General features: G+C 69.8%; 25 protein-coding genes and 2 pseudogenes. 8 read left to right on the top strand and 19 right to left on the bottom strand.

Going from position 1 to position 26,883, the window contains the following annotated elements; translation table 11 throughout:
- Nucleotides 1-382: 382 nt before the first annotated feature.
- Both ACZ6I3_RS29595 and ACZ6I3_RS29590 read left to right on the top strand, forming a co-directional pair.
- Nucleotides 383-643: a hypothetical protein gene (locus ACZ6I3_RS29595; RefSeq protein ID WP_469418900.1), complete on the top strand. Its 261-nt coding sequence runs from the start codon at nucleotides 383-385 to the stop codon at nucleotides 641-643.
- Between the two features lie 481 nt (nucleotides 644-1,124).
- Nucleotides 1,125-2,033 (top strand): hypothetical protein, encoded by a 909-nt coding sequence (locus ACZ6I3_RS29590; protein ID WP_469418723.1) that lies wholly within the window; start codon nucleotides 1,125-1,127, stop codon nucleotides 2,031-2,033.
- Here ACZ6I3_RS29590 and ACZ6I3_RS29585 read toward each other — a convergent pair.
- Nucleotides 2,028-2,234: pseudogene (locus ACZ6I3_RS29585) on the bottom strand (DUF5655 domain-containing protein); the annotation flags it as partial. The gene ACZ6I3_RS29590 and the pseudogene ACZ6I3_RS29585 overlap by 6 nt on opposite strands.
- Before the next feature lie 335 nt (nucleotides 2,235-2,569).
- Between ACZ6I3_RS29585 and ACZ6I3_RS29580 the strand changes: the two are divergent.
- On the top strand, nucleotides 2,570-3,691 hold the full coding sequence (locus tag ACZ6I3_RS29580) for a hypothetical protein (protein WP_469418896.1): 1,122 nt from the start codon (nucleotides 2,570-2,572) through the stop codon (nucleotides 3,689-3,691).
- 25 nt (nucleotides 3,692-3,716) lie between these two features.
- On the opposite strand, the pseudogene ACZ6I3_RS29575 reads toward ACZ6I3_RS29580, so the two are convergent.
- From ACZ6I3_RS29575 to ACZ6I3_RS29560, 4 genes and pseudogenes are all read right to left on the bottom strand, one after another.
- Nucleotides 3,717-4,517: pseudogene (locus tag ACZ6I3_RS29575) on the bottom strand (IS5 family transposase).
- Between the two features lie 185 nt (nucleotides 4,518-4,702).
- Complete coding sequence (locus tag ACZ6I3_RS29570) at nucleotides 4,703-6,031, bottom strand: class I SAM-dependent RNA methyltransferase (protein WP_469418722.1); 1,329 nt, start codon at nucleotides 6,029-6,031, stop codon at nucleotides 4,703-4,705.
- Between the two features lie 131 nt (nucleotides 6,032-6,162).
- Entirely contained in the window at nucleotides 6,163-8,214 is a 2,052-nt protein-coding gene (locus tag ACZ6I3_RS29565) for an APC family permease (protein ID WP_469418720.1), read from the bottom strand.
- A 265-nt stretch (nucleotides 8,215-8,479) separates the two neighbouring features.
- Nucleotides 8,480-9,394 (bottom strand): PfkB family carbohydrate kinase, encoded by a 915-nt coding sequence (locus tag ACZ6I3_RS29560; RefSeq protein WP_469418718.1) that lies wholly within the window; start codon nucleotides 9,392-9,394, stop codon nucleotides 8,480-8,482.
- Between the two features lie 282 nt (nucleotides 9,395-9,676).
- On the opposite strand from ACZ6I3_RS29560, the gene ACZ6I3_RS29555 reads away from it, so the two are divergent.
- A complete protein-coding gene (locus ACZ6I3_RS29555; RefSeq protein ID WP_215118079.1) occupies nucleotides 9,677-10,348 on the top strand; it encodes a potassium channel family protein in 672 nt (223 codons plus the stop codon).
- Complete coding sequence (locus ACZ6I3_RS29550; protein ID WP_215118080.1) at nucleotides 10,348-11,025, top strand: potassium channel family protein; 678 nt, start codon at nucleotides 10,348-10,350, stop codon at nucleotides 11,023-11,025. Before ACZ6I3_RS29555 ends, ACZ6I3_RS29550 begins: the two co-directional genes overlap by 1 nt.
- Nucleotides 11,026-11,152: 127 nt before the next feature.
- On the opposite strand, the gene ACZ6I3_RS29545 is transcribed toward ACZ6I3_RS29550, so the two are convergent.
- The 8 genes from ACZ6I3_RS29545 to ACZ6I3_RS29510 all read right to left on the bottom strand — a co-directional run bounded on the left by ACZ6I3_RS29545 (nucleotide 11,153) and on the right by ACZ6I3_RS29510 (nucleotide 19,019).
- The gene (locus tag ACZ6I3_RS29545) at nucleotides 11,153-11,884 is read right to left on the bottom strand and encodes a DUF3159 domain-containing protein (RefSeq protein ID WP_469418716.1); all 732 of its coding nucleotides are present in this window, start codon (nucleotides 11,882-11,884) and stop codon (nucleotides 11,153-11,155) included.
- 3 nt (nucleotides 11,885-11,887) lie between these two features.
- On the bottom strand, nucleotides 11,888-12,286 hold the full coding sequence (locus ACZ6I3_RS29540; RefSeq protein WP_078602751.1) for an OB-fold nucleic acid binding domain-containing protein: 399 nt from the start codon (nucleotides 12,284-12,286) through the stop codon (nucleotides 11,888-11,890).
- Between the two features lie 53 nt (nucleotides 12,287-12,339).
- Nucleotides 12,340-13,023 (bottom strand): response regulator, encoded by a 684-nt coding sequence (locus ACZ6I3_RS29535; protein WP_469418714.1) that lies wholly within the window; start codon nucleotides 13,021-13,023, stop codon nucleotides 12,340-12,342.
- A complete protein-coding gene (locus tag ACZ6I3_RS29530; protein WP_469418713.1) occupies nucleotides 13,020-15,563 on the bottom strand; it encodes a sensor histidine kinase in 2,544 nt (847 codons plus the stop codon). The genes ACZ6I3_RS29535 and ACZ6I3_RS29530 overlap by 4 nt, the downstream gene beginning before the upstream one ends.
- Nucleotides 15,564-15,693: 130 nt before the next feature.
- Nucleotides 15,694-16,866, bottom strand: coding sequence for an alginate lyase family protein (locus tag ACZ6I3_RS29525; RefSeq protein ID WP_469418711.1), 1,173 nt, complete (start codon nucleotides 16,864-16,866; stop codon nucleotides 15,694-15,696).
- Between the two features lie 179 nt (nucleotides 16,867-17,045).
- The gene (locus ACZ6I3_RS29520; RefSeq protein ID WP_469418710.1) at nucleotides 17,046-17,795 is read right to left on the bottom strand and encodes a DUF3710 domain-containing protein; all 750 of its coding nucleotides are present in this window, start codon (nucleotides 17,793-17,795) and stop codon (nucleotides 17,046-17,048) included.
- 1 nt (nucleotide 17,796) lies between these two features.
- A complete protein-coding gene (gene dut, locus ACZ6I3_RS29515) occupies nucleotides 17,797-18,366 on the bottom strand; it encodes a dUTP diphosphatase (protein ID WP_469418709.1) in 570 nt (189 codons plus the stop codon).
- A gap of 68 nt (nucleotides 18,367-18,434) precedes the next feature.
- Nucleotides 18,435-19,019 (bottom strand): PaaI family thioesterase, encoded by a 585-nt coding sequence (locus ACZ6I3_RS29510; protein WP_469418708.1) that lies wholly within the window; start codon nucleotides 19,017-19,019, stop codon nucleotides 18,435-18,437.
- A 58-nt stretch (nucleotides 19,020-19,077) separates the two neighbouring features.
- Between ACZ6I3_RS29510 and ACZ6I3_RS29505 the strand changes: the two genes are divergently transcribed.
- Nucleotides 19,078-19,536 (top strand): DUF3093 domain-containing protein, encoded by a 459-nt coding sequence (locus tag ACZ6I3_RS29505; RefSeq protein WP_469418706.1) that lies wholly within the window; start codon nucleotides 19,078-19,080, stop codon nucleotides 19,534-19,536.
- 49 nt (nucleotides 19,537-19,585) lie between these two features.
- Here the strand turns inward: ACZ6I3_RS29505 and ACZ6I3_RS29500 are convergent, their stop codons facing one another.
- The 4 genes from ACZ6I3_RS29500 to ACZ6I3_RS29485 form a co-directional block, all read right to left on the bottom strand.
- Nucleotides 19,586-20,554 carry a hypothetical protein gene (locus ACZ6I3_RS29500; RefSeq protein ID WP_469418704.1) on the bottom strand — a complete coding sequence of 323 codons (969 nt, stop codon included), beginning with the start codon at nucleotides 20,552-20,554 and terminating at the stop codon, nucleotides 19,586-19,588.
- A gap of 13 nt (nucleotides 20,555-20,567) precedes the next feature.
- Nucleotides 20,568-20,864, bottom strand: a complete 297-nt coding sequence (locus ACZ6I3_RS29495; RefSeq protein WP_003993510.1) for a DUF4193 domain-containing protein — start codon at nucleotides 20,862-20,864, stop codon at nucleotides 20,568-20,570.
- Between the two features lie 406 nt (nucleotides 20,865-21,270).
- Complete coding sequence (locus ACZ6I3_RS29490; RefSeq protein ID WP_469418702.1) at nucleotides 21,271-22,503, bottom strand: sensor histidine kinase; 1,233 nt, start codon at nucleotides 22,501-22,503, stop codon at nucleotides 21,271-21,273.
- Nucleotides 22,504-22,509: 6 nt separating this feature from the next.
- Nucleotides 22,510-23,163: a response regulator transcription factor gene (locus ACZ6I3_RS29485; RefSeq protein WP_016432179.1), complete on the bottom strand. Its 654-nt coding sequence runs from the start codon at nucleotides 23,161-23,163 to the stop codon at nucleotides 22,510-22,512.
- Nucleotides 23,164-23,600: 437 nt separating this feature from the next.
- On the opposite strand from ACZ6I3_RS29485, the gene ACZ6I3_RS29480 reads away from it, so the two are divergent.
- Nucleotides 23,601-23,774, top strand: a complete 174-nt coding sequence (locus tag ACZ6I3_RS29480; protein WP_199843157.1) for a hypothetical protein — start codon at nucleotides 23,601-23,603, stop codon at nucleotides 23,772-23,774.
- 361 nt (nucleotides 23,775-24,135) lie between these two features.
- On the opposite strand, the gene ACZ6I3_RS29475 is transcribed toward ACZ6I3_RS29480, so the two are convergent.
- Both ACZ6I3_RS29475 and ACZ6I3_RS29470 read right to left on the bottom strand, forming a co-directional pair.
- The gene (locus tag ACZ6I3_RS29475) at nucleotides 24,136-24,951 is read right to left on the bottom strand and encodes an inositol monophosphatase family protein (RefSeq protein ID WP_208882232.1); all 816 of its coding nucleotides are present in this window, start codon (nucleotides 24,949-24,951) and stop codon (nucleotides 24,136-24,138) included.
- Nucleotides 24,952-24,959: 8 nt separating this feature from the next.
- The gene (locus tag ACZ6I3_RS29470) at nucleotides 24,960-26,087 is read right to left on the bottom strand and encodes a ferrochelatase (RefSeq protein ID WP_208882234.1); all 1,128 of its coding nucleotides are present in this window, start codon (nucleotides 26,085-26,087) and stop codon (nucleotides 24,960-24,962) included.
- Nucleotides 26,088-26,272: 185 nt separating this feature from the next.
- On the opposite strand from ACZ6I3_RS29470, the gene ACZ6I3_RS29465 reads away from it, so the two are divergent.
- A partial coding sequence (locus ACZ6I3_RS29465; RefSeq protein WP_469418700.1) for an MFS transporter occupies nucleotides 26,273-26,883 on the top strand: 611 nt, incomplete at its 3' end.

Below are 26,883 nucleotides of genomic sequence, written 5' to 3'. Positions count from 1 at the left end.
AAGTCAGCTCTGTATGACCTACCGCACCGTCAAACAACTCGCAGACTCGAACGCGCCGGAGGAACTGTTCCGCGGTCAGTGGCAGAACCGGCCGACAAAGCTCGATGCGTTCAACCGTGCCTCCACCAGAGGTGGGAGGAAGGCTGCACCAACGTCTGGCAGCTGTGAGAGGAGAGCACAGAGCGCGCCTACCTTCGCCCCCTGCGAACAACACCACCCCCCCCCCCCCGGACGTCCGGCCCCTCGGTCAGGACGGTCTCCGGCTGGCTGCTCTCACACCCCGACGCTCTCCGGGAGGGCAACCGGCTGCGGCTCAAGGCTGCGCTCACCAACTGCCCCGAGCCAGAAGCCCTCCCCCGGTCACATCCGCTCCTTCGCCCGGGTGCTCACCCAGCGCGAAGGCAAGCAGATCACCGAATGGATCGCGGCCGTCCGCGCCGATGGCCTTCCCAGCCTCCACACCTCCACCAACGGCCTCGAACGCGACCTGGACGCGGTGTCCGCAGGTCTCTCCACCGCCTGGAATTCGGCCGCGCGGGATTCCAATTGCACCGCAAGCGGGTGGCGGGGCGACTACGACAACGCCTCCCTCAACGCGCTGCACACCGACGGCTTCGGCTTTCCAGTCGCTGAGACCGAGTGACGCGCACGACTCGAGCGCCACAGCCTCGCCAGTCCTCAAGGTGATGATCCGCGCCAGCCGATGACCTGCGCCTACCTCCGACAGACCACAATTCCGACCACTTCATACCGGTAGCGCCTCCAGCATGCGAGCCACGCCACCGCCGGCCACGACTTGTTCCGATACGGAACAGGCCTGAGGGTGACCAGCGCACCCAGCCCCTCGTTCTGCCTGCTACGCCTGAGGACCGGTGCTGCGCGAGGGCCAGCCGCGAATGGCTGCAATCCGACAAGACCGGCTGAAGCCAGCCTGATGGCAGAAACGGATGCATAACTATGCCTCAAGGGGGCGCCGAGCGGGAGGTCGGCAGCCAAGAATTGGCGCGGATGCCAACATCCGCACGCGGGACGCCTATACAGCCCAAGGGTAAGGAATTCATCCACGAGAGATTGACTCTCGTCCAGCTCTTTGCCCAGACCAGCACGAGAGCTACCGTGAACATATGAATGAAATGCCCATAGAAGTCCGATTGGAGCTCAGTGGCCGCATCACGTTCGAGCAGGACATCAGTGTGGCCCAGGGCGCGCAGGTGATCAGCTTCCTGCAAGCCCCTCCAGAACTCATCCGCGAGACCACAAGCCCCGAGCTGCCGGCTCTCCCCCCATCCGGCGCCCTGGTGGCAGAAGAGGCTCCCCGTGCGCTCCCAGCGCCCGACGAGGCTCGCGACAGGAGGCCTGTCGAGGGCCCTCGTCAATCACTGGAGTTCTCAGGCGCGAGGACCATCCCGGAGAAGATCACCGCGTTTGCCGCGTACTTGATGCGAGAAGAGGGTCACGAAACTTTCACCCAACATGATGTGCGGGGACTTTTCCAGCGAGCACGCGAGCGCATCCCGAGCCACTTCACCCGCGAATTCGACAAAGCCGTGCAAGCCGGTTGGATTCACGAGGGGGCAGCGAAGGGCCAGTTCTACCTTTCGCAGGATGCCGAGAACGTGATCGACAATCGCTTCGACAGCCTTCGCGCCAGGCAGAGCCGCAAGCCGGACAGCTCACGTTCCACCCCCATCGGAAGCGCGAGAAAAAAGCCACGTGTCATCGCCATACCGGATACGTTCGCCGGTCTCGATCACATACCCACAACGCTCGACGATGTTATTCCGTACCACCAGGTCAGGCTGAAGCGGGACAAGCTCCTCTGGGCGATCAATCAGGCCAAAGTCCTCGGCATCGAGTCCTTGCAAAGCTCGGAGGCCGCGTGGCTCACCGACAAACTCGGAGATGCATTGTCGAACCGTGACATGAACGGTCATTTCACAGGCCTCCAGCGTCGTGGATTCGCCAACCGATCCATGACCGATCACGGGATGCGCATCACGGAGCAGGGGGAGGAGTACCTCAAGTCGCTATGACGCCTGGCGTTTGCATGCGCTGCTCACGCCAAGGCGGAACAGATCCTCGGCCCGATCAAGATCCCGGTCCGTGCACAGCTGCAACTCCAAGTCCTCCGTGCCGTGGTGACCGAGTCCCGTCACATCACGGGTGCACCCCGGCACGAGGTCCACTTGCCCGGGATCCACTTTGAGGTAGACGAGCAGCTTGGCCTGCTGCGGGGTACGGGCGCCGCTGGCCAGAGCGAAGTAGTCGCGCAGCGGGTGCTCCTGCGGGGCCTTGCCCATCCAGTCCTGCAGGAACGGGAACGAGGTGCTCACATGAAGTCCTTCAGGGTTGCGCCGGGCGGGGAAGGTGATCACGCCTACGGCACGGCCAGCGTACGCGGGGGCGGGAAGGCCCGCACCAGGGTTCCGGCGCCTCCCCGACGACACACTCCGGAAGGCCACGGCGCGCGCCCGGCCCTTGGGGAGTCCGCCTCAGCGGTAGTCCTCACCCGTCGTGCCGTGATCGGAGTCCAGGAACGGGATTGGGGCTGATGGGTGATGATGGCTGCGTGAGTCTGGACTTGAGCAACTACGAACTCCTTTGGCCCGCTTCTCTGTTCGCGGCCGAGGGCGAACGTGTGCTTCGGGCCTCGAACACCTCCTGGGAGGACCGGGCGAACTGGCTCCTGACGGAGGCCATGTCCGGCACCACTGCGGTCGCTGACTTCGATGATCTGCCCAAGTACACGGATGACCCGTGGGCATCGACGACCCCCAGCTGGGGACAGCGGGCCGGGGTGGACAAGCGGACGTGGTTCACCGAGTTGGTCAGCCGGGCAGCCGAGCTCTCTCACGCGTCCGCGCCGCGACCCTACTGGCCGCAGCGTCGCGGCAACGGGCTCTCGCACGATCTCAGGATGCCACGGGATGCCCGACGCGACTTCGCACGGCTTATCAGCGAGTTCGTCAACAACGGCTACCTGGTCGAAGTGTTCGGCGAGGTATGCGTCGACGACCACAGCGAGCTCCCGGACGCCTCCGAGGTGATCGACCGGCGTCTCGGCATCCCTCATCTGTGGCCCCTGGCACCGGAGACGTGGGACCAGGACACCTTCTACGGCCTGATCGAGGTATTCCACGATCTGGTCAGCCGTCCCCGTATTCGGCGCTTCCACTCCTACAGCGGCTGCGGATGGCACTACTCGGAGTTTCACAACGGCCCGGCGCGCGTCCTGTACCGGTGGAAGGCCAACCAGTTGCTGCGCGATGCAGGCATCGAGTACGAACTGGCCGCCGAAGGCGAGGACGTCGGGCGCCTGGTCGCCGTTACCGACGACGCCCGCAGCGCGCTGGTACACCGTGCCCTCAACGACAGCGCCCCGAACATCACCACCCGTATCCGCCACGGCATCGCCCTCTTCCGGGGACGGGATACATCAGCCGAGAGCAAGCGGTCCGCGATCGTCACCCTCGCGGGCATCCTCGAAGAACGCCGCGCCTTGATCAAAGATGAGGTAGGCAAACCCGACGAAGGGGCGCTGTTCGAGATCGCCAACCGCTACGACCTGCGTCACCGCCGGGCCGACCAGCGTGGGGACTACGACGAGGCGTTCCTGGACTGGATCTTCTGGTGGTACCTCGCCACGGTGGAGCTGACCAACCGGCTGATCGCGGCGCGGAACCCTGCCTGAAGCTGATGGCATTTTAGACGCCATTTCAGTTGGTGAGTCTGCGGTGGCATATGAGGGTTGCAGCGATGGCAGTGAAGGCGAGGAAGTGTTCCGGCTCTTTCGCTCGTAGCGGCGGTGGAGGCGTCGGCAACCGGACAGCCAGGAGACGGTTCGTTCCACCACCCAGCGGTGTTTACCCAGGCATTGGGACGGTTCGACGCCCTTGCGGGCGATGCGGTGCCGGATCCCGCGGGAGGACAGCCATCGCCGCAAGTGCCGGTAGTCGTAGCCCTTGTCTCCGTGCAGTTTTCCGGGCCGTCGGCGTCGCGGCGGGCACCGACAGGCGGGATGCCGCAGACCAGCGGGACGAGGGCCTGGCTGTCGTGGAAATTCGCGGCGGAGATGCCGATCGACAGCGGCAGGCCACTACGGTCGACGAGGAGATGGATTTTCGATCATTTTTGCCTCGGTCGGTCGGATTCGGTCCCGTCAGCTGCCCCCTTTGAGGGCCCGGACGCTGACGGAGTCGATCGCGCAGCGCGACCGGTCCAGCCCGCCCTGGGAGCCGAGTTCGCCCAGGACCAAACGGTGGAGCTTGGCCCGCACCCTGACCTTGGTCCACTCAGTGAAACGGCGGAAGGCGGTCACGCCCGACAGCCCAAATCCCGGTGGCAGCTGGTTCAGGTACAACCCGAGGTGGCCACGAAGATGATCGCGGCCAGTACTTCGCGGTCTCCTGGCCGACGATGCCCTCCGCCCTGCGGGCATTCCGGCGCCGGCGGGACCACTCGCTGGAACAACTCCCACAGGTCTCAGGCGCCAACCGTTCGACAAGCGCAGCAGTCATCACTCCAGACTGCCGCAAGATCACACCAACTGAAATGAGGTCTTAGAAGGGCTTGACCTGCACAACACGCCGCCTGACATCCCATCAGAACGAGCGTCAAATGAGCGTCACGGGCGTCATTTCAGCGTCAAGACATCGCCCGTAACACCCACACCGCACATAGTCCGCGCCCACAAAACCGCAGGTCAGGACCCCTTCGCGGCCGGTTCCAGAATCGCCACACACTCCACATGATGAGTCATCGGAAACAGATCAAACGCCCGAAGCGTCCGCACCCGATACCCCCCATCCCGGAAATACCCCAAGTCCCGCGCCAACGCAGCCGGATCGCAAGCCACATACGCGATCCGCCGAGCCCCCAGCGAAGCCATATGCTCCACCGTCTTCCGTCCCGCCCCGGCCCGCGGCGGGTCGAGCACGATCAGGTCGACGTCCGTGATGCCCGTACGCGGCAACACGCTCTCGACCTTGCCCTGTTCGATACGGACGCGGTCGAACTCGGCGAGATTGTGCCGCGCGTCCTCCACCGCCCGCTTGCCGGACTCGATCCCGAGGACCGCCCCGCCGTCTCCGACCCGGTCGGCGAGGGCGCCCGCGAAGAGGCCGACGCCGCAGTAGAGGTCGAGGGCCATGTCGCCCTTGCGCGGGAGCAGGCCCTGCATGACCGCCGTCACCAGGGTGTCGGCCGACTTCGGGTGGACCTGCCAGAAGCCGCCGTTGCCGACCCGGTGGGTCCGGCCGTCGGCGCGTTCGCGGACGAAGGGGCGGCCGTGGACACGGTGGACACCGCCGTCGCGTTCGTCCACCCGCAGGACGGACACGGGGCGGTCCAGCTCGACCAGCGGCAGGCGCGCGCCCGGCTTCGGCGTCAGGATCACCTGGCGGTCCTGGGAACCCGTCGCCGCGATCGCCTCGACGGAGTCCATGCCGGTCCAGTCGCGCTTCTCGATGCCCAGCTCGCTGACCTCCTCGGCGGCGATCATGCAGTGGTCGATCGGCTCGACCTCGTGGGAGCGGTGCCGGCGCAGGCCCGCCCGGCCGTCGGCGGTGACGGCGTACTGGACGCGGGTGCGCCAGGCGGGTACCAGGCCCGCGGGCAGCTTGTCGCCCTCGGCGGGCAGCACCGTGCCGTCCCAGCCGGCCTCCTCGGGCGTGAGCCCGGCGAGCCGCTGGAGCTGTTCGGCGATGACGTCGGCCTTCAGGCGCCGCTGCGCGCCCGGCTTGGCGTGCTGCCAGTCGCAGCCGCCGCAGCGGCCGGGGCCGGCGAACGGACAGGGCACGTCGATGCGGTCCTTGGAGGCGTCCAGGATCTCGACCGCGTCCGCGCGCAGGAAACGGGCGCCCTCCTCGCCGTCCGTCACCCGCGCCACGACCCGCTCACCGGGCAGCGCGTGCCGGACGAACAGCACCTGGCCCTCGGACGTACGGGCGATGCAGTGGCCGCCGTGGGCGACGGGGCCGACCTCGACCTCGTACTCCTCCCCCACCAGCGACTTCCTCGGTTCTGCCTGCATGGCGGGGTGACTCCAAAAGCGTGAGGGGAACGATCAAAGGGGTGCGGCCGCACGGAAACGGCCGGACAACAGCCCACCAGTCTACGTGGCTGCCGCCCGGCCGAATCACCCCCGCTGCCCGAACAGCCCGCTCAGGACTTGTGCTCCGAGGACTCCTTCGACCGCACCTGCGCCGGCCCCCGCCGCACCGAACCCGGCGCGTTCCAGTCCTGCTGCCTGCGGGCCCGCTTCTTGGCTGCCTCGGAGGACTGGAGCTGGTACGGGACCGAGGTCACCATGATGCCTGGAGTGAACAGCAGCCTGCCCTTGAGCCGCAGTGCGCTCTGGTTGTGCAGCAGGTGCTCGTACCAGTGGCCGACGACGTACTCGGGGATGATCACGGACACCGCGTCGCGCGGCGATTCCTTGCGCAGCCCCTTGACGTACTCGATGATCGGCCGCGTGATCTCGCGGTAGGGCGAGTCCAGGACCTTCAGCGGTACGTCGATGCCGCGCCGCTCCCACTCGTCCCGCAGCGCCTTGGTCTCCGCCGGGTCGACGTTGACGCTCAGCGCCTCCAGGCTGTCCGAGCGCATCAGCTTGGCGTAGGCCAGGGCGCGCAGCGTCGGGCGGTGGATCTTGGAGATCAGGACGACGGAGTGGATGCGGGAGGGCCGCACGCTGTCGTCGCTCGGGCCCTCGGGGGCGGCGATCTCCTCGGCGACCCGGTCGTAGTGCTTACGGATGGCCGTCATCGTGGCGTAGAAGATCACCATGCCGAGCAGGGCGACCCACGCGCCGTGCGTGAACTTGGTGACGAGGACGACGACCAGCACGAGGCCGGTGAAGAAGGCGCCGAAGGCGTTGATCGCGCGGGAGCGGATCATGTGGCGGCGCTTGGCCGGGTCCTTCTCGGTGGCCAGGTGGCGGTTCCAGTGGCGGACCATGCCGGTCTGGCTGAGCGTGAAGGACACGAACACGCCGACGATGTACAGCTGGATCAGGCGTGTGGAGTCGGCGCCGTAGATCCCGACCAGGAGTCCGGCGGCCCCGGCGAGGAGCACGATGCCGTTGGAGAAGGCCAGGCGGTCGCCGCGGGTGTGCAGCTGGCGGGGCAGGTAGCGGTCCTGGGCGAGGATCGAGCCGAGCAGCGGGAAGCCGTTGTAGGCGGTGTTCGCGGCGAGGAACAGCACCAGCGCGGTGGCCGCGGCCAGGATGATGAAGAGGAAGCTGCCCTTGCCGAAGACGGCCTCGGCGACCTGGGAGATCACCGGGTTCTGGACGTAGTCCGCGCCGAGCGGGACGCCGTTGTGGATGAGGTCCTTGGCCGGGTTCTCGGCCATGCGGACGTCGGTCGCGGCGGCCAGCGCGATGATGCCGCAGAACATGGTGACGGCCAGCAGGCCCATCGCCGCGAGGGTGGTCGCGGCGTTCTTGGACTTGGGCTTGCGGAAGGCCGGGACGCCGTTGGAGATCGCCTCGACGCCGGTGAGGGCGGCACAGCCCGAGGAGAAGGCGCGCAGGAGGAGGAAGACGAGGGCGAAGCCCGCGAGGCCCTGGTGCTCGGGTTTGATGACGTAGTCCGCCGTCGGGGCCCGCATGGTGTCGTCCAGGACGATTCCGCGGAAGGCGCCCCAGGCAATCATGGTGAAGACGCCCGCGACGAAGATGTACGTCGGGATCGCGAAGAGCGAGCCGGACTCCTTCACCCCGCGCAGGTTCATCAGCGTCAGCAGCACGATCACGCCTATCGCGCACAGCACCTTGTGCTCGACCACGAACGGGATCGCCGAGCCGAGGTTCTCGATGCCGGAGGAGATCGACACCGCGACGGTGAGGACGTAGTCGACGAGCAGCGCGCTGGCGACGGTGAGGCCGGCCTTGGGGCCGAGGTTGGTGTTGGCCACCTCGTAGTCGCCGCCACCACTGGGGTAGGCGTGCACGTTCTGCCGGTACGAGGCCACCACGGTGAACATCAGTACGACGACCGCGACGGCGATCCACGGACTGAAGTGGTACGCCGTCACGCCCGCGATGGACAGGACCAGCAGCACCTCCCCGGGCGCATACGCCACGGAGGACAGCGGGTCGGAGGCGAAAACGGGTAGTGCGATGCGCTTCGGCAGGAGCGTTTCCCCGAGCCGGTCACTGCGCAGTGCGCGCCCGATCAGGATCCGCTTGGGCACGTCGGTCAGTTTGGACACAACAGAGGATCGTAAGCGTTCGATTGCGGGCTCGCCCACCCGCCACCCCTCATCGGCCTCCACTCTGCCCTCCGAGTGAATTCAGAGGCCCCTGCGGCTGCGGATTCCGCAGGTCAGCCGATTCCCATGCCTATATGACTAAGCTCCGTCCGTTTCCCGGCCGTTGTCGCCCCCGGAGGTCCCATGCACCCGCCCGCAGAACTGATCGGCGCCGCGGCCACCGCCATCGCCCTCGGATTCCTGACTCTCGCGAGTCTGCGCAGCATCAACCGCCGCTGATCAGGTCGGTGACACGGGCGCACAGTTCCGTCCGCCCGATGCTGTCGGCCCGGGTCGACGGCACCGTGCAGGCGTACGCCCCCGCCACCGTGCCGTACAGGGCGCACCGGCGGGGCGGCTCGGCGTTCAGCCAGGCGTAGAGGAACGCGGCGGCGAAGGCGTCGCCCGCGCCGTTGGAGTCGACCACCGGCGCCGGGGGCGCGGCGGCGGGTACGTGAGTCAGCTCGCCGTCGGCCAGCAGGTAGGCCCCGTCGGCCCCGGCGGTGGCGACGACCGCCCGGGCCCGGCCCCGTTCGGTGATCCGCCGCATGGTGCGCTCCGGGTCGGCCAGCGCCGCGCTGGACAGGAAGACCAGGTCGGCCTGGTGGGCGAAGGTCTCGTGGTAGGGGTTGGACCCGTCCCAGTCGTGCAGGTCGGTCGAGACGGTCACGCCGGACTCGCGCAGGGCGGGCAGCGCGTGGCCGCACGGCTGGGTGATGACGACATGGGCGTGCCGGCTGACGGCGGCCAGCTCCCGCACCGTGGCCTCGGGCAGCCGGTCCGTCTCCGCCGCGCGCGTGGCGTCGTAGAGGGAGAGCCGTCTGCCGTCCGGGCCGACGAGGTTGACCGCGCGCTTGGTGCCGAGCGGCTGGGGGACTGCGGTGAGCGCGATGCCGCGGTCGCGGTGCAGGGCCCGGACGAGGTCGCCCTCGGGGTCGTCGCCCAGCATGTCGAGGTGGTGGGTGCGCAGGCCCAGCGCGCTCGTCCCGAGGGCGACGAAGTCCCCGCTCTGGCCCGCGCGTGTCACGATCCCGGGCCGGATCATGTGGCTGTCGGCGAGCGGCACGGGCAGTTCGGGCACGTGCACGATCGTGTCCACGCCCGCGCCACCCAGGACCAGCACGTCGATCTCGGTACTCATGGTGTCTCCTCCCCCGTCGAGGGCTGTTGCCCGGACCCCGGTCGAAGCCGGCTCCGGCCCGGGCAGGGCCGTCGGCAACCCCCTCGACTTTGCCGATACGTTGGAGTCGGGCAGTCGAACGCGGCACCGCCCCCGCAGGGCATCATGGCCTGATTCCACCGGCATGATGTTGCCCGGCGGCCCGCACGCAGGCCGCGGCGTGATGCCCGGCGAGCCGAAAGAGAGACATGATCACGACATTCATGAAGGTCAGAGGGCCTGCAGGAAGCGCGGTGTGACGCGATGCATATTGTCATCATGGGTTGCGGGCGGGTGGGCTCCGCCCTGGCCCAGAACCTGGAGCAACAGGGCCACACGGTCGCCGTGGTCGACCAGGACCCCACCGCCTTCCGCCGCCTGGGATCCTCCTTCGGCGGCCGCCGGGTCACCGGCGTCGGCTTCGACCAGGACACCCTGCGGGAGGCCGGCATCGAGGAGGCCGGCGCCTTCGCCGCCGTCTCCAGCGGTGACAACTCCAACATCATCGCCGCCCGCGTGGCCCGTGAGATGTTCGGCATCGAGAACGTCGCCGCCCGCATCTACGACCCCCGCCGCGCCGAGGTCTACCAGCGCCTGGGCATCCCCACCGTCGCGACCGTCCGCTGGACGGCCGACCAGATGCTGCGCCGGCTGCTGCCCTCCGGCGCCGAGCCGCTGTGGCGCGACCCCACCGGCGGCGTCCAGCTCGCCGAGGTGCACGCCTCCACCGCCTGGGTCGGCCACAAGATCAGCCGGCTCCAGGAGGAGACCGGCGTGCGCGTGGCGTTCCTGACCCGGCTCGGCGAGGCGGTCCTGCCCACCTCGCAGACGGTGTTGCAGGAGGGCGACCTGGTGCACGTGATGATGCGCACCGACGAGGTCGACACGGTCGAGGCGGCGTTCGCCAAGGGTCCCGAAGAGGAGGGCGGTCACTGATGAGGGTCGCCATTGCCGGAGCCGGCGCGGTCGGCCGCTCGATCGCGGGCGAGCTGCTGGAGAACGGCCACGAGGTCCTGCTCATCGACAAGGCGCCGACGGCCATCTCGGTCGAACGCGTCCCGCAGGCCGAATGGCTGCTCGCCGACGCCTGCGAGATCACCTCCCTGGACGAGGCGGCGCTCCAGCGCTGCAACGTCGTCATCGCCGCGACCGGCGACGACAAGGTGAACCTGGTCGTCTCACTCCTCGCCAAGACGGAGTACGGCGTTCCGCGAGTGGTCGCGCGGGTGAACAACCCGAAGAACGAGTGGCTCTTCAACGAGTCCTGGGGCGTGGACGTCGCCGTCTCCACCCCGCGTCTGATGTCCGCCCTGGTCGAGGAGGCGGTGAGCGTGGGCGATCTGGTCCGCCTGCTCCGCTTCAGCCACGGCGACGCCAACCTGGTCGAGCTGACCCTGCCGGAGGAGTCGGCCCTGGCCGGCACGCAGGTCGGCGACGTCGAGTGGCCCGAGGACACGTCCCTGGTCACGATCATCCGCGGCACCCGCGTCCTGACCCCCTCCCGGGAGGACTCCCTGGAGGCGGGCGACGAACTCCTCTTCGTGGCCGCGCAGGCGCGTGAGGAGCAGCTGGAGGACCTGCTGTCGGTGCGCAAGGACAGCGCGAAGAGCTGAGGCGGTGCCCTTCGGGGCCGGTGCCCTTCGGGGCAAGCGGGAGGGGGCGCCCTGGACTTCCAGGACGCCCCCTCCCCCGTTTCTCGAGGTCTCGAGGTCTCGAGGTCTCGAGGTCAGCTCTCGGAGTTCACTGCTCGGCGGACCGGGCGGCGGCCTCCCGCTCCCTCTCCTCGGCGGCCTTCTCCTCGGCCTCCATCTCCGCGAACACGTCGATCGGCGCGGGCGCCTTGGCCAGGAAGACCCACGTCAGCCACACGGCGAGCAGGAACGGCGGGATCTTCAGGGCGATCAGGACCCAGCCCAGCTGCGTGGTGTCGGCCCACAGGTAGAGCGGGAAGAGGATCGCGCACTTGGCGAGCAGGATCGCACCCCACGCGTAACTGGCCTTGGCGTAGGCCTTCTTACGGCCGGGGTTCCGCGTGCGCCAGGAGAGGTTCTCCTTGAAGACCGGGCCGAGGATCAGGCCGATCAGCGGGACACCGCACAGCGTGGTGACGATGTACGCGAGTCCGAGGCCCAGCGTGTAGAGCATGCCGGGCAGGTAGAAGTCCTTGGCGTTGCCGGTCATCATCGCGAAGACGACACCGAAGGCGACGCCGAAGACACCGCTGAAGGCGTGCTTGACGGTGTCCTTCATCACCAGCCGGACCACGACCAGCACCAGCGACACGGCCAGTGCCGCGATCGCCGACAGATGCAGGTCCTTGTTGATCGTGTAGATGGTGACGAAGAGCAGGCCGGGCAGCACCGTCTCGACCATGCCCCGGACGCCGCCGAACGCCTCGAACAGGGCGGCCTCGGTCACCGCCCGGGCGTCGTCCGCAGATGTCTCTTCGGTCGGCTTGTCGAGCGACGTCACCGGCTACTCCCGTCCGAGGGGTCTCAGTTCGTACTTGGGGTTGAACAGCACCCGGCGGCCTCGGCTCATCGAGATCCGGCCCGATGCGATCAGCTTGCGCCCCGGTTCTATGCCCACGATGGAGCGCCTGCCGAGCCACACCACGTCCAGCGCGGCGGAGCCGTCGAACAGCTCGGCCTCCAGGGCCGGGACTCCCGCGCGCGGCCGCAGGGTGACCGTGCGCAAGGTACCAGTAACCGTCACTATCTGCCGGTCCTGACAGTCTCCGATCCGGATACAGCCGGTCGTCTCGGTGTCCTCCCGCAGCTCCTCGGACTCCAGGTCCTCCTGCGACGAGGAGAGCCGGTCGAGCATGCGCCGGAACCGGCCCGCCGGCTTCTGCGAACGAGGAACAGCACTCATGACTAGAGCGTACCGGGGCCCGCCGACAGCTACGCAGCCCTGTGGCACAGGCCTTACTTCTCGAAGCGGTAGCCCATCCCCGGCTCCGTGATGAAGTGCTTCGGATGCGAGGGGTCCGCCTCCAGCTTCCGCCGCAGCTGTGCCATGTACACGCGCAGATAGTTCGTCTCCGTCCCGTACGACGGCCCCCACACCTCCTGGAGCAGCTGCTTCTGCCCGACCAGGCGGCCGCTGTGGCGCACCAGGACCTCCAGCAGATGCCACTCCGTCGGCGTCAGGCGTACGTCCTTCCCGGCGCGGTTGACCTTCTTCGCGGCCAGGTCGACGGTGAACTCGTCGGTCTCCACGATCATGTCGTCCTCACCACCTCCGGCCGGCTCGGCCCGGCGTACCGCGGCCCGCAGCCGGGCCAGCAGCTCGTCCATGCCGAACGGCTTGGTGACGTAGTCGTCGGCACCCGCGTCCAGCGCCTCGACCTTCTCGTCGGAGGAGTGCCGGGCGGACAGCACCAGGATCGGCACCCGCGTCCAGCCGCGCAGGCCCCTGATCACCTCGACGCCGTCCATGTCGGGCAGCCCGAGGTCGAGGACGACCACGTCGGGGTGGCGGGCGGCGGCGAGCTGGAGGGCGGTGGCGCCGTCGTGGGCCGCGTCGACCTCGTACTTGCGTGCCTTGAGGTTGATCACGAGAGCGCGCACGATCTGGGGCTCGTCGTCGACCACCAGGACGCGGGTCATGAGGCCTGCCTTTCGGGTTCTGCCGCGTGGAGCGGCTCCGGGCGGGTTCCCGCCGCGCGGAGGGTGAGGACCATGGTGAGCCCGCCGCCGGGCGTGTCCTCGGCGTTCAGGGTGCCGCTCATGGCCTCGGCGAAGCCGCGCGCCACCGCGAGCCCCAGACCCACGCCGGCGCCGCGCGGGGCGTCACCGTAGCGCTGGAAGGGTTCGAATATGCGGTCCTTGGCCTCGTCGGGGACGCCCGGCCCCCGGTCGACCACCCGCACCTCCACCCGGTCGGCGAGCGCGCTGGCGGCGACCAGCACGGGCGAGCCGGACGGACTGTACTTGACGGCGTTCTCGACCAGGTTGGCCATCGCCCGCTCCAGCAGCCCCGGGTCCACGGCGACCATCGGCAGGGTCTCCGGCACGTCCAGGTCGGCGCTGCCCTCGGGCACCCCGCCGAGCGCCATCGGCACCACCTCGTCGAGGTCGATCTCGCGGATCAGCGGGGTGACGGTGCCGGTCTGGAGGCGGGACATGTCGAGCAGGTTGCCGACGAGGTGGTCGAGGCGGTCCGCGCCCTCCTCGATGCCCTCCAGCAGTTCCGCGGTGTCCTCCTCGGACCACTCGACGTCCTCGGAGCGCAGGGACGTCACGGCCGCCTTGATCCCGGCGAGCGGGGTGCGCAGATCGTGGCTGACGGCGGCCAGCAGCGCCGTACGGATGCGGTTGCCCTCGGCGAGCGCGCGGGCCCGGTCGGCCTCCTCCTGGAGCCGGCGGCGGTCCAGTACGACGGCGGCCTGGGCGGCGAAGGCGGCCAGCACCCGGCGGTCCTCGGCGGGCAGGACGCGGCCGGTCAGCGCGAGCGCCATGTGGTCCCCGACGGGCATGTCCACGTCCGCCTGCTCGGGCCGCTCCACGGGATGTCCCTGCCCGACGCGGCCCGCGCAGGTCCACGGCTCGACGTCGCTCGCCCGTTCCAGCAGGGCCGCCGACTCCATGCCGAAGGTCTCCCGGACCCGTTCCAGCAGGTCTTCCAGGCCGGTCTCGCCGCGCAGCACGTTGCCCGCGAGGAAGGACAGGATCTCGGACTCGGCCCGCAGCCTGGCCGCCTGGTGGGTGCGGCGGGCCGCGAGGTCGACCACGGAGGCCACCGCCACACCGACGGCCACGAAGATCACGATGGCGACGATGTTCTTCGGGTCCGCGATGGTCCACCGGTGCAGCGGCGGTGTGTAGAAGTAGTTCAGCAGCAGCGATCCCACCGCCGCCGAGGCCAGCGCGGGGAGCAGCCCGCCGAGCAGGGCCGCCGCGACCGTCAGCGCCAGGAACAGCAGCATGTCGTTGGCGAGACCGAGGTCGACGGTGTTGAGCAGCGCCGCCAGGGCCGGCGGGCCCGCGACGCCGACGATCCAGCCCCACACCCGGCGGGAGCGCCCGAGGCGCGCGTCCCGGGCCACCGGCAGTCCGCGGCCCTTGGCGACCTCGTCGTGGGTGACGATGTGCACGTCGAGGTCGGGGCCGGACTCCCGGGCGACCGTCGCGCCGACGCCGGGCCCGAAGACGTACTGCCAGGTCTTGCGGCGTGAGGAGCCCAGCACGATCTGGGTGGCGTTCACACCGCGGGCGAAGTCGAGCAGGGCGGCCGGTATGTCGTCGCCCACGACGTGGTGGAAGGTGCCGCCGAGGTCCTCGGCCAGGGTCCGCTGCATCGCCAGTTCCTTGGGCGAGGCCGAGGTCAGCCCGTCGCTGCGGGCTATGTAGACGGCGAGCACCTCACCGCCGGCGCCCTTCTCGGCCAGCCGCGCGGCTCGGCGGATCAGCGTCCGGCCCTCCGGACCTCCGGTCAGGCCGACGACGATCCGCTCGCGCGAGCCCCAGATCCTCGACACCCGGTGCTCGCTTCGGTACTGGGTGAGGTAGGCGTCGACCCGGTCGGCCACCCACAGCAGCGCCAGTTCGCGCAGGGCGGTCAGGTTGCCCGGCCGGAAGTAGTTCGACAGAGCCGCGTCGACCTTGTCCGGCTTGTAGATGTTGCCGTGCGCCATGCGCCGCCGCAGCGCCTCGGGCGACATGTCGACCAGCTCGATCTGGTCGGCCCGGCGTACCACCTCGTCCGGCACGGTCTCCTGCTGCCGCACCCCGGTGATCGACTCGACGACGTCGCCGAGGGATTCCAGGTGCTGGATGTTGACGGTCGAGATCACGTCGATTCCGGCCGCGAGCAGTTCCTCCACGTCCTGCCAGCGCTTGGCGTTGCGGGAGCCGGGGACGTTCGTGTGGGCCAGTTCGTCCACCAGTGCGACCTGGGGGCGACGGGCGAGAACGGCGTCGAGGTCCGTCTCGGGGAAGACACCGCCGCGGTACTCCAGCTGCCTGCGCGGCACCTGCTCCAGGCCGTGCAGCATCACCTCGGTGCGCGGCCGGTCGTAGTGCTCGACGAAGGCCACCACGCAGTCGGTGCCCCGCTCGACACGGCGATGCGCCTCGGAGAGCATCGCGTACGTCTTGCCGACGCCCGGTGCCGCACCGAGGTAGATCCGAAACTTGCCGCGTGCCATGGCCTCATTGTCTTCCGGTCCGCTGATTGCGCAGCGTCGACCTTACGGCCAGCAAATACGGCATATGGGTGCCGGGCGCGGTCACGGACCGTCTTTGACGGAACCCTGACGCGCCCGGCGGGTCAGGGCCTCACGCGGGATTGTCGCCGTGGCTGAGAGTCTCCCAGGCGACGAAGAGGTTGTTGCTGCCGGCCGGGCGGCCCCGCAGGGTCAGCGTCTCCGTGTTGGTCATGGCGTGGCCGAGGCGGTTGGCCAGCGCGTTGTGGCCGACCTCGGGGACCGGCCCGAGCCCGAGCCCGAGCTTGAGCGAGCCGCCGCACAGCCAGCCCGGGGCGGCGGCGCCGAGCTGGTACTTGGCGTGGAAGCCGAGCCCGTGCCGCAGCCGCTCGCCCACGTCGGTGCCGTAGAGGTCCTGGCCCTGGATCCGGCTGGTCTCGGCGATGTGCGAGATGGCGGAGAGGCCGTAGCCGGTGTGGGTGAAGTCCCGGCAGGTCTCCTGGCTGAGCCCGTCGACGAAGGCCGACTGCCCCTGCCAGTACTTGACGATCTTGTCCCTGGTGTTCAGGTTCTGGCTCGGCACGGTCTTCGGCAGCTCACCGTCGGAGGCCAGGTAGACGTAGGCGGCCGTACGCGTACGGAACTTCGCCATGGCCTTGTCGTACGACGCCTTGTCCTCCAGGAAGACGGAGATGCCGACGGCGGCCTCCATCATCGACAGCTCCCAGTTCCCGTTGGAGTTCGAGCCGTTGATCACCTCGGGGAGGTAGACGTTCCGCAGCATGGTGGCGAAGCGGCCGGAGTTCGCCCAGGTCCCGGTGTACGTGTACTTGATGATCTCGGCGGCCTTGGGCCAGGAGGAGCCGGCCCAGCCGGTCTGCAGGGGCGCGTTGCTGTTGGTGTGGTCCCTGATCACGGCCGACCAGGCGTCCATCAGCTCGATGGCCTTGCGCGCGTGCCGTTCGTCGCGGGTGACGTACCAGGCGAGGGCCTGGGTGTAGGCGGCGATCGCGTCCTCGCGCTCGTCGGTGCAGCCGTGGTTGGGGTTGGAGTACGAACCGCACTCGACGACGGCCCGGGGCGCGGGCGTGCGGTTCAGGTCGGCGTACTTGCTCGCCGTCATCCGGTCGAAGGCGTTCTTCCAGGGCTGGGCACCGGAGTTGACCTTGGAGCGGGTGAAGTCGAGCTGCCCCTTGGAGACGGTGACTCCGGGGTGGACGAAGCTGCTGGGTGCGGCGTTCGCGGGCCAGGCGAGGAGGCCGGCGACGAGGGAGGCCGTGGCGGCCAACAGAGCGGTTCTGTACATGCGCAGGAGCCTTCCGTTCTCGTATGTGAACGTGAAGCGCCTCTATGAACAGACGCGTTGAACGGAGACGGTAGGTACAGACCAATGACCCGTCAAGGCTTCAGGCATGAGCACGCACGAGCAGGCATGAGAAAGGGCCGCACCCCCTGAGGGGAGCGGCCCTGCTGTCTCTTCGAGCCTCAGCGGACCTCGGTGATCTCCGGTCCGCGCTGGAGCTGGCCCATTCCGCCGGCGAAGCGGGAGCCCTCCTCCTGCTGGACGCCCTCGGGGACCATCTGGGCGTCGTTCGGCAGCTTCAGGACGATCGGGTCGCGAGGCGCCATCGGGCCCTCGCCGCGGACCACGACCGTGTCCCGGAAGATCTGCTCGAGCAGCCCGGCCGCCTGCGGCTGCACCGCACCCTGGCCCGAGATGACCCCGCGCAGGAACCACCGGGGCCCGTCCACGCCGATGAACCGCACGACCTGGAAGCCGCCGGTACCGTCCGGCAGCTGCACCGGCACCTGGGCCCGCAGCTCCCAGCCCAGCGGACCCTCGACCTCGTCTACGATGCCGCCCTGCTGGGTGATGCCCGAGCCGATCTCCTCGCGCACCTCGCCCCAGATGCCCTCACGCTTGGGCGCTGCGAAGCCCTGAAGCTGGACGGCGCTGTCGCGCAGCACGACCGTCGCCGCCACGATCGCGTCACCCGCGACCTCGACCCTGAGCTCCATGCCCTCGACGCCCGGCACGAACAGACCGCCCAGGTCGACCCGGCCCTCGGCCGGATCGTGGACCTCGGAGTCGTCCCAGGGCCCGTCGGGCCGCGGCGCCGGCTCGAGCCTCAGGCGCTCACCCTCGGCCGCCTCACTGTCGACACCGTCGACGACCTGCTCGGTCTCGCCGGCCGCGTCCTCGGCGGCATCCCTATTCTTGCGACGTCCGAACACGTCACTGTCCTTCCCGGTCGGATACGACCGAAGCGTATCGATTCCCACCCGTCCGACCGCCCAGGGCGGCCTGACCGCTTGTGCCGCTCGTCCCGTCCACCGCCGCATGGCCTCCGGTGGACCCGAAGCCCCCCTCGGCCCGCGCCGAGTCGGGAAGTTTTGCCACCTCTTGGAAGCGAACCCTCTCGACCTGCTGGACTACCAGTTGGGCAATCCGGTCGAAGCGCTCGAACCGCACGCACTCGCGCGGGTCGAGATTCACCACGATCACCTTGATCTCCCCACGGTACCCGGCATCAACCGTCCCCGGGGCATTCACCAGGGCGACGCCGCAGCGGGCGGCCAGACCGGATCGCGGGTGCACGAAGGCCGCGTACCCCTCCGGCAGCGCCACAGACACTCCCGTGGGCAGCACGACCCGCTCGCCCGGCTCCAGTTGGCACGCCTCGGTGGTGCGCAGATCGGCTCCCGCGTCACCGGGCTGCGCATACGACGGAAGGGGTACGTCCGGGTCGACGCGCCGGATCAGCACGTCCAGGGGCTGACGGCTCGCGGGGCTCGTGGGAGTCATGGGGCTTTCCGTGCTCGCGGGGTCGGTGGGGCTCATGGGGCCGGCTGGGCTCACGGGGCTTTCCAGGCTCACGGGTTCACCTCGAAGGCGCGGGCGCGCCGGGCCTGGTCCGGGTCGTTCATGGCCGCCTGGATCTCCTCCTGGCGGCCGTGGTCGACGAAGTGGTCGACCTTCACCTCGACGAAGAGCGCGTCGGCACGCACGGCGACGGGCCCGTCGGGGCCTCCCACGCGTCCGGTCGCGGTCGAGTAGATCTTCCGCCCGGCCACCGCCGTCACCTCCGCCTGAAGGTGCAGCGTGGTGCCGACGGGCACGGGTCCCACGAAGTCGGTCTCCAGCCGCCCGGTCACGGCGATCGTGCGCAGCAGCCAGTTCAGCGAGCCGAGGGTCTCGTCCAGGGCGGTGGCGAGCACCCCGCCGTGCGCGAGACCGGGGGCGCCCTGGTGGGCGGGCCGCACGGTGAACTCGGCGGTGAGCGACACGCCCTCGCCCGCCCGCGCCTCCAGGTGCAGCCCGTGCGGCTGGTCGCCGCCACAGCCGAAACACTGGCCGTAGTGCGCGCCGAGAAGCTCACCGGGCGCCGGAGCGTCCGGATGGCGCACCGGCCGCACGGCGTCGGCCGGAGGCTGAAGAGCTGCGGAAGTACGACTCACAGCCGGAGACCTTACCCGCGCGTCGGCCCGTTCCCGACACCGTGTCAAGCTTGGCTCCATGCAGCTCTCCGCCGCCCCGTACGAAGAACGCCTCACCGCCCCGCGGACGTGGTGGCTGATCTCGTTCCTCGTCGGCGTCTCGATGGCCCTGATCCTGCTTCCGTTCGGCACGCTGCCCATGCTCGGCGGCCTGGCCGGAGGCACCGCGGTCGCGGCCGTCGCCGCGAGTTCGTACGGCTCGGTCCGCATCCGCGTGGTGGGCGACTCACTGATCGCGGGCGAGGCGAAGATCCCGCTGGCGGCGCTGGGCGAGGCGGAGATCCTGGACGCGGAGGAGGCGCGCGCCTGGCGCACGCACAAGGCCGACCCGCGCGCCTTCCTGCTGCTGCGCGCCTACATCCCCACGGCCCTGCGCGTGGAGGTCACGGACCCGGAGGACCCGACTCCGTACCTGTACCTGTCCACGCGCGAGCCGGAGCGTCTGGCGGAGGCGCTGAGCGCCACGAAGCCGGAGTAGTACATCTGAGCGGGGCTTCACACCGACGGCGGTCCGGGACCGGCGGGCTTCAGCGCCCGTCGTCGTCCTTGTCGTGCCTGTCGTCGCGTTCCGCGTCAGCGCGGCGGCCCAGAGGGTCGCTGGTGATCTCGCCCATCTCCAGGGCGTCCGCCGGACGTTCCAGGGCGGGAAGCGCATCGAGGGCATCCCAGGGCACCTGGAGCTTGCGCAGGTCCGCACGGATCCGGGCGGCGAGCTTTCTCGTCTCGCTGCGGTTCATGGCCGCCCCCACGGCCGCGCCCACCAGGAACGGGATCAGGTTCGGCATGCTGCGGACCATCCGCTTCATGATCCGCTGTCGCAGCTCCCGCTTCATGCGGCTGTTCAGCGCCACGCTCAGCGTCGACGGCTTGGTCGCGTCGATCCCGCGCTCCCCCGACCACGAGTCGAGATACGCGGTGCTGCGCTGCTTGAGGTTGCCGGGCGGCCGGACGCCGTAGACCTCGTGGAGTTCGGCGATCAGCTTCAGCTCGATCGCGGCGACGCCGGTGACCTCGGCGGCCAGTTCCGTCGGCAGCGCCGGCGGCACGGGAAGCATCGCGGCCGCGCCGATGCCCGCTCCGACCGTGGCCGTCGCGCTCGCCGCGCCCGCGACGAGTTTGTCCGCGAGCTCTTCGGGCCCGAGGCCCGGGAACTGCCTGCGGAGCGTCGCCAGGTCCCGTACGGGGATCCGGGGCGCCAGTTCGATGATCCTGTCGGCGAGGTACGCGAGCCCCGCCCGGGCCCGGACACCGCCCTTGCGGGCGCTCTCCCTGGCCCTCTCCCGGATCGTCCCCGCCCGCCGTCGGGCGACGGGCGCGGGGACATCCACGGACGCCGGGAGGTCACCCCGGTCCGAAGCCGGTTCGAGCGAGGCCGCCCCCGTGCCGGTTGGGCCTCGCTCGTCGTCACGCACGCCGTACTGCGGGCCGTCCGTCGGCCCTTCGTCCGCCTTCCGCTTGGAGAAGCGGCGCTTCCAGGGAGGGGTCGAGCCAGTCACGGCCGACCCGCCCTCAGTCGCAGTCGCGGCAGATCGGCTGGCCGTTCTTCTCCCGGGCCAGCTGGCTGCGGTGGTGCACCAGGAAGCAGCTCATGCAGGTGAACTCGTCCTGCTGCTTCGGGAGCACCCGGACGGCCAGCTCCTCGTTCGAGAGATCGGCTCCGGGCAGCTCGAGGCCTTCTGCGGCCTCGAATTCGTCGACGTCCACTGCGGACGCCGACTTGTCGTTCCGCCGGGCCTTCAGTTCTTCGAGACTGTCCGAGTCGACGTCGTCATCGGTCTTGCGTGGAGTGTCGTAATCGGTTGCCATGGTCGCTCTCCCCCTCTGGGTGTCTGCGGTGTCTCCAGCGCACGTAACGCGTGAGAGGCCGGACTTGTGCCCGACCTGAGGCGGAGATTTTGCCTCACATCAAGGTCTGTTACTCAATCGACACCCAACCGGACTCCTGACGAGTGATCGGCTTGGATGGCGATGGGGACCGTACACGGTCCGAATGCCGCACCTCAAAGGCGTCTCACCCTGTACTTCCCGTGATCAAGACCCCCGAAAACCGGGATTTTCCCGGCTTTCCGACAGGGCTCATGATCACGGAGAGTAGATGGCCGGAAAGGCGCCCCTGTGATCGATCACACACGGGGTGCGCGAGGTGAGGCCTCAGAAATTCCGCGCAAAGCGAACATCCCCGTGCACCGCCGAGTTGATCGGCGACATGATCTCAGATGGGCAGCGTGACTCGCATCACGAGCCCACCTCCCTCCCGTGGCTGGGCGTAGATGTGGCCGCCGTGTGCCCGGGCCACGGACCGGACGATGGACAGACCGAGCCCGACGCCCTTGTCGCTGCCCGTGCGCTCCGTGCGCAGCCGCCGGAACGGCTCGAAGAGATTGTCGATCTCGTACGCCGGCACGACCGGGCCCGTGTTCGACACGACCAGGAGCGCCTGGCCGTGCTGGACCTCGGTGGTGACCTCGACCCAGCCGTCCTCGGCGACGTTGTAGCGCACGGCGTTCTGCACCAGGTTGAGCGCGATCCGCTCCAGCAGCACGCCATTGCCCTGGACGACCGCCGGCTTCTGTTCGCCACGGATCCGTACGCCCTTGTCCTCGGCCTCGCCGTGCACCTGGTCGATGGCCTGCGAGGCGACCTCGGCGAGGTCCACCGGGCCCCGCTCCACGATCTGGTTGTCGCTGCGGGCGAGCAGCAGCAGCCCCTCGACGAGCTGCTCGCTGCGCTCGTTGGTGGCCAGCAGCGTCTTGCCGAGCTGCTGGAGCTCCATCGGTGCGCCCGGGTCGGACAGATGCACCTCCAGGAGCGTGCGGTTGATCGCCAGCGGCGTCCTCAGCTCGTGCGAGGCGTTGCCGACGAAGCGCTGCTGGGCGGTGAAGGCACGCTGAAGGCGCTCCAGCATGTCGTCGAAGGTGTCGGCGAGCTCCTTCAGCTCGTCGTCCGGGCCGTCCAGCTCGATCCGGCGGGACAGGTCGGAGCCCGCCACCGCGCGGGCGGTACGGGTGATCCGGCCCAGCGGCGACAGGACCCGGCCGGCCATGGCGTAGCCGAACGCGAAGGCGATGACCGCCAGGCCCAGCAGCGCCAGGAGCGAGCGGCTGAGCAGGTTGTCCAGGGCGGCCTGCCGCTGATCGTTGACGCACTGGTTCATGGCGTGGTTGAACTCGCTGGGCGAGGCCTGGCTGGGCAGGTTGCAGATGTCGCTGGTGACCTTGCCCTCGACGATCTTGAACGGCAGCTCGCTGCCCACGTTCAGCGCCTGCGCGGCCAGCAGGTAGATGATCGACAGCAGCAGGATGCCGGCGATCAGGAACATGCCGCCGTAGAGCAGCGTGAGCCTTATGCGGATGGTCGGGCGCAGCCACGGGAAGGGCGGCGCGGGCCTCCTGGGGTCCCAGGTGGGCTTCGGGGGCGCCTGCGGAGGCGCGGGAGTCGCTGCCACGGGGTATCAGATCCGGTAGCCGGAGCCGGGGACGGTGACGATGACGGGCGGCTCGCCGAGCTTGCGGCGCAGGGTCATGACGGTCACGCGCACGACGTTGGTGAACGGGTCGGTGTTCTCGTCCCAGGCCTTCTCCAGCAGCTGCTCCGCGGAGACGACCGCGCCCTCGCTGCGCATCAGCACCTCCAGGACGGCGAACTCCTTGGGTGCGAGCTGGACCTCCTTGCCGTCGCGGAAGACCTCGCGGCGGTTGGGGTCGAGCTTGATGCCGGAGCGCTCAAGGACGGGCGGCAGGGGCACGCTGGTGCGCCGGCCGAGGGCCCGCACGCGGGCGATGAGCTCGCTGAACGCGAAGGGCTTGGGCAGATAGTCGTCGGCGCCGATCTCCAGGCCCTCCACGCGGTCGCTGACGTCGCCGGAGGCCGTGAGCATCAGCACGCGTGTGGGCATGCCCAGCTCGACGATCTTGCGGCAGACGTCGTCGCCGTGCACGAGCGGGAGGTCGCGGTCGAGGACGACCACGTCGTAGTCGTTGACACCGATGCGTTCGAGGGCGGCCGCGCCGTCGTACACGACGTCGACGGCCATGGCCTCCCGGCGCAGTCCGGTGGCCACCGCATCGGCGAGCAGTTGCTCGTCCTCGACGACGAGTACGCGCACGTCCCTGGTCCTTCCTCATGTCCACCCGCACAGCGCTTCACGGGCGCGTGCGGGCAGGGGTCTTCGACGGTCTGTTGGTGTGTTGCCCTCCATCCTGCCCTTTTCGGCCATAAGTCGGAGGTAAGGCGGGTGAGGGAGAGGTCGGGCCCGGGTGTGAGCGCGGGTGCGGGCGCGGGGAATAGGAGATTTTCTCCTCCGGTTAGGTTTCCACGGAAGAGAGCTTGGGGAGGACGGCTTTACATCCCACGATCACACTCTGCTGGCACCGCACCACCATGCGGTGCGCATCAATCCGCTTTTCCGCGGAGCGGGCGTGGGTGTCCGGCACCGCCGCCGCCCAGCAGAGCGGCGCTGGGCATCCACGGAGACGTGATCGTCCCTTCCGAACGGCACACCCCCGTGCCATCGACCCACGACCCAGGACGAGGGGGCGCAGCATGGACGCATTCACCGCAGGACTTCTGCAGCGCATAAGGGCGACCGAGTCCGATCTGTCCCGGGCTCGCGACGAGGGCGACGACTTCCTCGTCGAAGTGGAGCAGGGCGAGCTCGACGACCTGCGCCGCCTCGCCGCCGAGCACGGTGTGGAGGTCGGCGCGTCACGCGTCTGATCGGCCCGAAAGCGCGACGAGGGACCCCGGCGAATCCAGCGCCGGGGTCCCTTCGCATGCCGTGGTCCCGCATGCCGGGATCCCTTCACGGCCGGGGTCCCTCCGCACGCCGAGGCCCTTTCACGTCCGGTGTCTCCCCGCACGCCGGGACCCCTTCGCAACGCCGGGGTCTCCCCGCACGCCGGGATCTCTTCGCACGCCGAGGTCCCTTCACGTGCGGCGTCCCCCCGCACGCCGGTGACCCTGCCCCTCCCGGTGCCCACCCCGTCCGTCGGCGCCTTTCAGCCCGGCGGCAGCGGTTTTCCGTCGCTCTGGTGCTCGGCGGCGGTCGGCGGTGCCGGGCCTTCCGCGGACCGCCGGCTCAGTCGTGCCACGCTCCGAAGTCCTCCAGCAGGCGCTGGAGGGGTTCGAACACGCCCGGGGTCCCCGCGACGGTCAGGTCCCGTGACGGCCGCTCTCCGGGGCGCCCGCCCGTCAGCGCGCCCGCCTCCCGGGCGATGAGGTCCCCGGCCGCGAAGTCCCAGGCGTGCAGACCCCGCTCGTAGTACCCGTCGAGCCGGCCGCAGGCCACGTCGCACAGGTCGACCGCCGCCGAGCCGCTGCGCCGGATGTCCCGCAGCAGCGGGAGGAGCCGGGCGGCCACCTCGGCCTGGTGGGTGCGGACCTCGGTGACGTAGTTGAACCCGGTGGAGACCAGGGCCTGGTCCAGCGGAGGCGCGGGACGGCAGGCGAGCGCCCGCTCGCCCTCCCACGCGCCGGTGGCCCACGCCCCGCCGCCGCGCACGGCGTGGTAGGTCTCGCCCCGCATGGGCGCGGCGACGACCCCGACGACGGTCTCGCCGTCCTGCTCGGCCGCGATGGACACCGCCCAGGTCGGCAGGCCGTACAGGTAGTTGACCGTGCCGTCGAGCGGGTCGATCACCCAGCGCACCCCGCTCGTGCCCTCGACGGAGGCGCCCTCCTCGCCGAGGAAGCCGTCGTCGGGGCGCCGCCCGGAGATCAGATCGGTGATCAGCTTCTCCGCCGCGATGTCCATCTCGGTGACGACGTCGATCGGGCTGGACTTCGTCCTGGCCACGGCCAGGTCGGCGGGGCGGCCGTCACGCAGCAGCGCGCCGGCGTGGCGGGCGGCCTCCTGGGCGAGTTCGAGCAGGTCCCGGTGCAGGGCGTCGGTCACGGGTCTCCTCAGGCGTAGGGGCTGTCGGCGCCCGCGGCGGCGGGGCGGGGGGCACGGGCCGGGCAGCAGCCGACCGGGCAGAGGTGGTGGCTGGGGCCGAGCGCGCCGAGGGCGCAGGGGGTGACCTCCTGGCCGCGCTCCACGGCGGCCCGCTCCAGGATCAGCTCGCGGACGGCCGCCGCGAACCGCGGGTCGGCGCCCACGGTGGCCGAGCGGCGCACCGGCAGGCCCAGCTCCTCGGCCTTGGCCTTCGCCTCGGTGTCGAGGTCGTAGAGGACCTCCATGTGGTCGGAGACGAAGCCGATGGGGGCCATGACCACGGCCGGGACGCCGGCGGCGTGCCGCTCCTCCAGGTGGTCGCAGATGTCGGGCTCCAGCCAGGGGATGTGCGGAGCGCCGGAGCGGGACTGGTAGACGAGTCGCCAGGGGTGGTCGACGCCGGTGCGCTCGCGGACGGCGTCGGCGATCAGCCGGGCGACGTCCAGGTGCTGCTCGACGTAGGCGCCGCCCTCGCCGTGGGCCTCGGCGGGGCCGGAGCTGTCGGCGGCGGAGGTGGGGATGGAGTGGGTGGTGAAGGCGATGTGGGCGCCCGCGCGGACGTCCTCGGGGAGGTCCGCGAGGGAGCGCAGCACACCGTCGATCATGGGTTCGACGAAGCCGGGGTGGTTGAAGTAGTGCCGCAGCTTGTCGATCTTCGGCAGCTCCAGGCCCTCGGCCTCCAGGGCGGCCAGCGCGTCCGCGAGGTTCTCCCGGTACTGGCGGCAGCCCGAGTAGGAGGCGTAGGCGCTGGTGGCGAGGACGAGGATGCGGCGCCGGCCGTCGGCCACCATCTCGCGCAGGGTGTCCGTCAGGTACGGCGCCCAGTTGCGGTTGCCCCAGTAGACCGGCAGGTCCAGGCCGTGCTCGGCGAAGTCCTTGCGCAGGGCTTCCAGCAGGGCGCGGTTCTGGTCGTTGATGGGGCTGACCCCGCCGAACAGGAAGTAGTGCTGCCCGACTTCCTTGAGGCGTTCCTTCGGGATGCCGCGCCCGCGCGTGACGTTCTCCAGGAACGGGACCACGTCGTCCGGGCCTTCGGGGCCGCCGAAGGAGAGCAGGAGCAGGGCGTCGTACGGGGTGGCATCGAGCGCGTCTGGCATGAGTCGATCCTGCCACCCGGCACTGACAGCGGGGAAACAGCGAGGCGAAGAGTCTGGTTCCAGTTGATTGAGACGGGTTTGTCCCCCCGTTTTCCGTCCGCGTCACCCGGGTGCAATTAGGGTCACCTAACTCGTAAGCTGTATCAGCCGCATTCGCGCCTTACTGAGCCGCTCCGGAGAACCACGTGCCCAGCCCTTACAGAGCCCTCTTCGCCGAGCCCGGCACCAAGGCGTTCTCCGCCGCGGGATTCCTCGGCCGGATGCCGTTGTCCATGATGGGCATCGGCGTGGTCACGATGGTCTCCCAGCTCACCGGCCGCTACGGCCTCGCGGGTGCCCTGTCGGCGACCATGGCGCTGTCCGCCGCCGTGCTGGGGCCGCAGATCTCCCGGCTGGTGGACCGGCACGGACAGCGCCGGGTGCTGCGCCCGGCGACCCTGGTCGCCCTGACCGCGGCGGCCGGACTGCTGCTCGCCGCCCACTTCCGGTGGCCTGACTGGGTGCTGTTCGTCTGCTCGGCCGGGATCGGCTCCGTGCCGAGCCTGGGCGCGATGATCCGGGCCCGCTGGGCGGCGCTGTACCGGGGCACCCCGAAGCTGCACACCGCCTATTCGTTCGAGTCGGTCGTGGACGAGGTCTGCTTCATCTTCGGGCCGATCATCTCCATCGGCCTGTCCACGGTCTGGTTCCCCGAGGCGGGTCCCCTGCTGGCCGCCTGCTTCCTCGCGGCCGGTGTCTTCTGGCTGACCGCCCAGCGCGCCACCGAGCCGGAGCCGCACCCGCGCGAGCGGCACGG

Source organism: Streptomyces sp. NPDC041940 (genome assembly GCF_055589465.1).
The sequence above is the reverse complement of the archived record's forward strand: the minus strand, read 5'-3'. Positions and strand labels throughout refer to the sequence as shown.